The following is a 6,943-nucleotide window of genomic DNA, read 5'->3' on the forward strand; positions in this document are numbered from 1 at the left end:
ACGCCCCTGCCGCAGCAGGTCCATGAGCAGGCCGGTGAGGGCGAAGTGGCCGAGGTGGTTACCGGCGAACTGTGACTCGTGACCCTGGGGGCTCACCTGGTCGGTGAGGTCTGGCGGGAGACCTCGGCGCCATAGACCTCGGCCAGGTGGGCTTGCACCTCGCCAGTGGTCAGGCCCTTTGCTGCCAGCGAGATGACCATCTCGTCGACGCCGGTAAGGCGCTTCTGCCGCTTCTTGACGATCTTCGGTTCAAAGGAGCCGTCCCGGTCGCGGGGCACGGTTATCTCCACCGGACCGACGTCGGTCAGCACGGTCTTGGTGCGTTTACCGTTGCGGGAGTTGCCGCCGTTCTTGCCGGCCGGGTCGTGCTTGTCATAGCCGAGATGGTCCGTGATCTCGCCTTCCAGGGCGGACTCCAGCAGCCGCTTGGTCAACTGCTGCAGCAGCCCGCTTTCACCGGTCAGCTGCAGCCCCTCCGCCTGGGCCCGGTGCACCAGCTCGTCGATCAACTGGTCGTCAACGGCCTTCGCCCACAGTGCGCTTGTGGACTCGGCACCCTCGGACTCGGATACGTTCTCAATGGTCATCGATGCATCTTCCATGATCGATAGTTACACCGAACGTCTTACAGTCCCGTCATCCGACCCTGACGAACAGCAAGGTGGCAGCAGCAGTCGTGACCACGGCTTCGGGATCCCCAGGAAAGTCATCATCAGCCAGCGAGCCGTCCAGAGCCTGGGCCCAAAAGCCCGCAAGAACGAACGGGTCGGCGGCGTCGATGGTGACATGGCGTATCAAAGAACTCATGCCCCAAGGCGATCATGCATGCCTCCCACCGTCCAGGGGCGGCCAGCCTCGACGCCGACCGGGACAGTCCCGGCCACCCCGGCTCTGAAGCGCGGGTCCGCGCACGACGGACGGCGCATGGAGGCGCGTGGCAGTCGGGCGCAATGCTTCGAAGGGGATCGAAATGCGTCGTGTGTCCATCCTGTCGCACGCACAATAGGTCGGACGGCTGACAGCGGGGGCTGGGATCGGCGGTGGTGTGGCCAGAAGGTGAGCCGCTCACGGATCCTCCCACCCCGCAACTCCACGGGGGAGTGCATGGTGACAGTGGCGAATTCATGGAGGCGAAGGTTACGAGCACGGCCGAACGGGAGGCGGTCGTGAGCACCCGGGTGTTCGTCGTGGATGGCCATCCCCTTTTCCGGGCCGGAGTGCGATCGGTCCTGGCGGATGCTGCAGACGTCGAGTTGGTGGGCGAAGCGGCCACGGGGGAGGAAGCGGTCACCGCTTTGGCAGGCGGACGGGTGATCGCCGATGTCGTGCTGATGGACCTCATATTGCCCGGATGCTCCGGAGTCGAGGCCACTCGTGCGATTCTGGCGGAGTATCCGGAAGACGCGGGCCTGCCGCGCGTGCTGTTTGTTTCCAGCAGCGCGGACGACCACGCCGTGATGGCAGCCCTGCGCGTCGGCGCGCGTGGCTACATGGTCAAGGGAGCCGCACGTGAGGAGTTGCTGCGTGGTGTTCGCACCGTGGCTACGGGCGGCGCGGTGTTCAGCCCCACGGTGGCGACGCGTCTGAGTCGTTACTTCTCGGCCATCCACGAATTGCCGGGACGAGCCGCGTTTCCCGCGTTGACCGACCGGGAGCGAGAGGTTCTGGATCTCATGGCACGCGGCATGAACAATCGGCGCATCGCTCGTCAACTGGTGCTGTCGGAGAAGACGGTGCGTAATCACGTCTCCCACATCTTCGCCAAGCTGCATGTCACCGACCGGGTGGAGGCAGCACTGCGGGCCCGGAACGCGGGTCTGGGAAACTGATGGCCCTCACCGTCGATCGCCCTGCGAGAAGAAGCCCGAGCCGGGACATGGTCGGGACAGGCCTCTCAGGTAGGCGGGACACGGCGCGACCTACGTTGATGGTGTTCAAGAGGAGGGGTTCGGAGCGCGGGCTTTGAACCTTCTCCAGACCGCAACCGAGACAAGGAAACGGTGAGACACCTATGGAAATGGACGAGGTCTATGAGCCGCCCGCTCTGGTCGAGATCGGGGACTTCTCGGAGCTGACCACTGCTTTCGGGCCGTGCGTCGAGAACGACTTCTTCCTCGGCACCGCCTGGCTCTGCTAGGCGAGCCGGCCTGAGCCGGTGCCGGCGAACCGCGCGTTCCGCCGGTACCGGCGCGGCCGGCTGGCGCGGGGCTCCACCCAGCAGGGCGGCCCCAGTGGCATCGGTCTTGGACTGCGGCGTCGAAACGGTGCTATCGCAGCGGGCCGGATGTGATCGAAGTTCACAGACACTCATCGCCCAAAGGGGAGTAGCAGACATGTACTTTGGCGTCCTTCCCGACAGACCGGATGCCGTCAAGGTGGCTGAGAGACTGACGGATCGCCCGGGATACCGCGTGATCCGCCATGCGTCGGGACGGCCGTGGCTGGTGGGCCAGTGGCCGGACGAAGAGTGTTCCCTCATCGTCGCCGGGCCACGCCGACTTGTGGTGTTCGGCCGCACGGACCTGCCTCAGGACGCCGTGCGGCGTGTTCTGGCCGGCGCGCGGACAGTCGCCGAGCTCGATACCGCCGCAATGATGCTGACGGGCTCGTGTCATCTCATCGCGTCCGTGGACGGCTGGACCCGGGCACAGGGAAGCATTTCCACGGCACGGCAGATCTTCTTCACCGACGTGGACGGGGTGACGGTCGCAGCCGACGGGCCCCGGCTCCTTGCCGAGCTGAAGGGCCCAGCCGACGGGAGCCTCCTCCCACCGGACCCGGGAACCCTCGCGCTGCGGCTGCTGACCCCCAACCCGCCATGGCCGTTGTCGATGCGGCCCGTGTGGCCGCAGATAGAGGCATTGGGCGTGGGCTGCCGACTGGAACTCGGGCCGAAGGACAGCGCCCGTACCGTGCGCTGGTGGCGCCCCCCGGATCCCGAACTGCCCGCGACGAAGGCTGCTGAGCCCCTGCGGGAAGCGCTCCTGGCGGCTTTGACCGCGCGCGCCCGCTCCCCCTTGAGTATCGACCTCTCCGGCGGGATGGACTCCACGAGTCTGTGCTTCCTGGCCAACGCGGTGGGAGCGGAAGTGATCACTCACCATTGGGCACCAGTGGACCGTGGAAACGACGACACGCTCTGGGCCCGGCGCGCAGCCGCTCACCTGCCCGCCGCCCGTCATCGCTTCGTCGCCATCGAGGACAGTCCCACCTGGTACGAGACCGAGCTGACGCCCCATGGCAGGCCCGCCCGTGAGGAGGGCCCCATGCCATGGACGCGAAGCCGGGCCCATATGGAGCGCTTGGTCGCCTCGGCCGCGCACGACGGGGCCGCCTGCCACCTCATAGGGGTGGGTGGCGACGAACTGTTCGGCGTCCTTCCCACCGCTCTGTGGTCGCAGGTGCGACGGCACCCGGTTCGCGGCCTCGCATCCGCGCAGCGATTTCGGATGCTCAATCGCTGGAGCCTGCTGTCGACGGCGCGGGGGCTGATGGATCGGACGTCGTTCGCCACATGGCTGGCGGGCGCAGCGAATCGGCTGAGTGATCCGGCGCCCGGCCCCACCGATGCGTTGCTCGCATGGGGCTGGGAACCCCGGATGCCGCCATGGGCCACAGCCGAGGCGACCGAGGCCGTACGGAGCATGATGCGCACCTACGCCCGCCAGGAACGGCCCCAGGCTCATCATCCCGACCGGGCACAGCATCAGACGCTGGACGTGGTCGTGCAGAGCGGCGGCGGCGTGCGTCAGCTCGACGCGGCGCTCGCCGCCTTTGAGGTCGGCTGTGAAGCGCCCTACCTCGACGACCGGGTGGTCGAGGCCGCCCTGCGGGTACGCATCGAGGACCGGCTGGTGAGCGGGGAGTTCAAGCCTGTGCTCCGGCTCGCGGTGGACGGCATCGTGCCGCAGGAGATCCTGGCGCGTCGCAGCAAGGGCGAGTTCAGTGCCGAGGCCTTCCGCGGGATACGGCACAACCGCGCACGTCTGCTGGAGTTGTGCGACGACCTGCGGCTGGCCGAGCTCGGGCTCGTCGACGCGGATGCCCTGCGCACAGCGCTGCTCAGCCCCAAACCCGATTTCCGGCACTTGGTGCCGTACGAGGCGACGTTGGCCTGCGAGGGCTGGCTGCGCTCGGTGCGCGAGACCGATCCGTTTGCTGGAGGAACCCGATGACCCTCACCCTCAAACCAGAGATCACCACCACGGAGGTCGAGGACGGTTTGATCCTGCTCGACGAGCGTGCGGGCCGCTACTGGCAGCTCAACCGTTCGGGAGCCGAGGCCCTGCGCCTGCTGCTCGACGGAAACACCGCCGAAGACACGGCAGTGCGGCTGACCGAACGCCACCCGGAAGCCGCAGAGCGAGCGGTGCGGGACGTTGAGGAGCTGGTCGGGCTTCTCACCCGTGCTCGGCTGGTGGTGTACGCATGAGCATGCAGGTCATCGGTGAAAAGGGCCGGCCGCTGGACCGTCGCACCCGGATCGACGCACGGCTGGCGGTCGGGATGGCGCGGCTGCTGGTGACGCTGCCGCCGCGTCGCTTGCGACGAAGCCTGGAGACGGCACGACACGGATCACGCCCGGCCACGCGAGACGAGGCGCTGGATGCCCGTGCGGCGGTGGTGACCGTGAGCGCCCGATGCGCTGGCCGAGGCTGCCTGCAGCGCTCTGTCGCCACTGCTCTGCTGTGCCGCATGCACGGCAGTTGGCCCGACTGGTGCACCGGGATCCGGACCCAGCCGTTTCGCGCGCACGCCTGGGTGGAGGTCGACGCGCGGGCCGTCGGCGAGCCAGGTGACGTCACCCTCTTTCAGACGATCATGAGTGTGCGGCACCCCGCGGGAGGCCGCACATGAGGCTGGTCACCGCCGCACCGGACACCGCGGGCACCGGAAGGTCCGCAGACGCGGCCGTCATCACGGAGGGGCTGTCCAAGCGCTACGGACGTCTACAGGCGGTGGCCGGCCTGGACCTCGAAGTCCCCGCGGGGCAGACATTCGGCTTTCTGGGCCCCAACGGCGCGGGCAAGAGCACCACCCTCGGCATGCTGTGCACCTTGCTCCGCGTCACCGGTGGGCGGGCCCTGGTGGCCGGGTTCGACGTCTCACGCGAGCCGCACCAGGTGCGCCGTCACATCGGCGTGGTATTCCAGGAGTCCACACTCGACGGTGACCTCACCGCCATGGAGACACTGCGCTTTCACGCCGAGTTGTTCGGCATCCCACGACAGCGGACCATAGACTTGATCATGGACATGTTGGAGCTGGTCGACCTGGCTGAGCGCCGACATGCTCCTGTGCGCACCTTCTCGGGCGGGATGCGCCGTCGACTGGAGATCGCGCTGGGACTGATCCACGCCCCACGGGTGCTGTTCCTCGACGAGCCCACCACGGGCCTCGACCCGCAGACGCGGGCCGCCATCTGGGACTACCTGCGCCGCCTGCGCGCGGAGCGGGGGGTGACGGTCTTCCTCACGACCCATCAGCTGGAGGAAGCCGAGAACTGCGACCGGATCGCCATCATGGACGAAGGAAGGCTCGTCGGGGACGGAACGCCCCGAGAACTGAAGGCGATCGTGGGTGCCGACCTCGTCACGCTCCGGACGGACGACGACTCGGCTGCGGCGCGAACCATCCGCGAACGACTCGGCCTGGACCCCGATGCCGGGGCCGACGGCCTGCGCATCAGGGCCACGGACGGTGCCACACTCGTCCCCCGGCTCTGTGCCGTCCTGCCGGTACCCGTACGGGCCGTGACGGTCACTCCTCCCACACTGGACGACGTCTTCCTGCACTACACAGGACGTACCATCCGCGAAGCCGACGACGTGGCTCCCGCGTTCCCCGCCCCGAGGAGGTAACTCATGTCCCTGGTGTCCGCGACCCCGCCCGCACAGCAGCGCGCCCCTTCCTCCCCGGGCGGGCGAGCGCACCACGCAGCGGACCTGCGGGCGGTACGAGTGCTCTGGCAGCGAGAGGTCATCCGTTTCGCCCGCAACCGGCTGCGGGTGGCGATGAGCGTGGTCATGCCGATGGTCTTTCTGATGATCTTTGGTACGGGGCTCAACTCCGCGCTCCCCGCACAGCAGAGCGCCTTCCGCGACTTCCGTGCCTTCCTCTTTCCCGGGGTCCTCCTCATGGCGGTGCAGGCACCGGCCATGGCGGCTGGCGCCTCCGTAGTCTGGGACCGCCAGGCGGGGTTCCTCCGGCGAATGCTGGTGGCACCGGTGCGGCGCAGCCCACTGCTGACCGGCACGTGTCTGGGCGGTGCCACGGCCGGCGCGTGCTACGCGGTGCCCATCCTGTGTTTGAGCGGTATCGTCGGCATCCCCTATCGCCCCGAACTAGTCTTGGTCCTCCTGGAGTTGGCGCTCATCGCATTCGCCTTCACGGCACTCGGTGTCCTGGTGGCCGTGTGCGCCAGGAGGCCGGAGACCTTCCAGGTCGTCATCGGGCTGTGCATGATGCCGTTGTTGTTCCTGTCCGGAGCGGTCTTCCCGGCTGCGGGTCTCCCCGGCTGGCTCGGCACAGCTGTGCGGCTCAACCCCCTCACCTACGCGGTCGACGCGTTGCGGCGCACCCTGCCCGGCGACGGGGTGGCACAACTGGGGAGCCGCGGAGCCGGTCCGCAGTGGTGGGGCTGGACGCCACCGGTGTCCCTGGAGACCGGGTTCGTCGCCGCGGTCGCCGTCGTGGCCCTGTCGGTGGCCACCTACCGCTTCGCACGCTCCGAATAAAGGGAGTTGACTTCCTCCCCCTCCTGGAGGGAGGGGGAGTCCTACGGCTCGCGCCGTGGGGTTTTCTGCTTCATCGCCGACTGCCCGCCCGGAGTACTCCGTTGAGGTCTTAGAACTCCTAACAGAATGCTGCAACTTACCTTGGAATGTTGGTGTCTGATGGGTTGTTAGCCTGCACGTGAGAAGGGGCGAGCAGCCGCCGTGGA

At 67.9% G+C, this 6,943-nt stretch carries 8 protein-coding genes and 2 pseudogenes; 7 read left to right on the top strand and 3 right to left on the bottom strand.

Annotated elements, in window-relative coordinates:
- From ACIRVK_RS44915 to ACIRVK_RS44925, 3 genes and pseudogenes are all read right to left on the bottom strand, one after another.
- A pseudogene (locus ACIRVK_RS44915) lies at nucleotides 1-96 on the bottom strand (short-chain dehydrogenase); the annotation flags it as partial.
- Between the two features lie 11 nt (nucleotides 97-107).
- A pseudogene (locus ACIRVK_RS44920) lies at nucleotides 108-587 on the bottom strand (transposase); the annotation flags it as partial.
- A 49-nt stretch (nucleotides 588-636) separates the two neighbouring features.
- Nucleotides 637-807, bottom strand: a complete 171-nt coding sequence (locus tag ACIRVK_RS44925; RefSeq protein ID WP_404257864.1) for a VOC family protein — start codon at nucleotides 805-807, stop codon at nucleotides 637-639.
- Between the two features lie 359 nt (nucleotides 808-1,166).
- Between ACIRVK_RS44925 and ACIRVK_RS44930 the strand changes: the two genes are divergently transcribed.
- From ACIRVK_RS44930 to ACIRVK_RS44960, 7 genes are all read left to right on the top strand, one after another.
- The gene (locus ACIRVK_RS44930; protein WP_404257866.1) at nucleotides 1,167-1,829 is read left to right on the top strand and encodes a LuxR C-terminal-related transcriptional regulator; all 663 of its coding nucleotides are present in this window, start codon (nucleotides 1,167-1,169) and stop codon (nucleotides 1,827-1,829) included.
- 188 nt (nucleotides 1,830-2,017) lie between these two features.
- The gene (locus ACIRVK_RS44935) at nucleotides 2,018-2,137 is read left to right on the top strand and encodes a lasso RiPP family leader peptide-containing protein (protein WP_404257868.1); all 120 of its coding nucleotides are present in this window, start codon (nucleotides 2,018-2,020) and stop codon (nucleotides 2,135-2,137) included.
- Between the two features lie 196 nt (nucleotides 2,138-2,333).
- Nucleotides 2,334-4,175: an asparagine synthase-related protein gene (locus ACIRVK_RS44940; protein WP_404257869.1), complete on the top strand. Its 1,842-nt coding sequence runs from the start codon at nucleotides 2,334-2,336 to the stop codon at nucleotides 4,173-4,175.
- Nucleotides 4,172-4,432, top strand: coding sequence for a lasso peptide biosynthesis PqqD family chaperone (locus tag ACIRVK_RS44945; protein WP_404257871.1), 261 nt, complete (start codon nucleotides 4,172-4,174; stop codon nucleotides 4,430-4,432). Before ACIRVK_RS44940 ends, ACIRVK_RS44945 begins: the two co-directional genes overlap by 4 nt.
- Nucleotides 4,429-4,857 (top strand): lasso peptide biosynthesis B2 protein, encoded by a 429-nt coding sequence (locus tag ACIRVK_RS44950; RefSeq protein ID WP_404257873.1) that lies wholly within the window; start codon nucleotides 4,429-4,431, stop codon nucleotides 4,855-4,857. Before ACIRVK_RS44945 ends, ACIRVK_RS44950 begins: the two co-directional genes overlap by 4 nt.
- Nucleotides 4,854-5,861, top strand: coding sequence for an ATP-binding cassette domain-containing protein (locus ACIRVK_RS44955; RefSeq protein ID WP_404257875.1), 1,008 nt, complete (start codon nucleotides 4,854-4,856; stop codon nucleotides 5,859-5,861). Before ACIRVK_RS44950 ends, ACIRVK_RS44955 begins: the two co-directional genes overlap by 4 nt.
- A gap of 3 nt (nucleotides 5,862-5,864) precedes the next feature.
- A complete protein-coding gene (locus tag ACIRVK_RS44960) occupies nucleotides 5,865-6,737 on the top strand; it encodes an ABC transporter permease (protein ID WP_404257877.1) in 873 nt (290 codons plus the stop codon).
- Nucleotides 6,738-6,943: the final 206 nt, after the last annotated feature.

Source organism: Streptomyces sp. NPDC101152 (assembly GCF_044768275.1).
Taxonomy (GTDB): domain Bacteria; phylum Actinomycetota; class Actinomycetes; order Streptomycetales; family Streptomycetaceae; genus Streptomyces.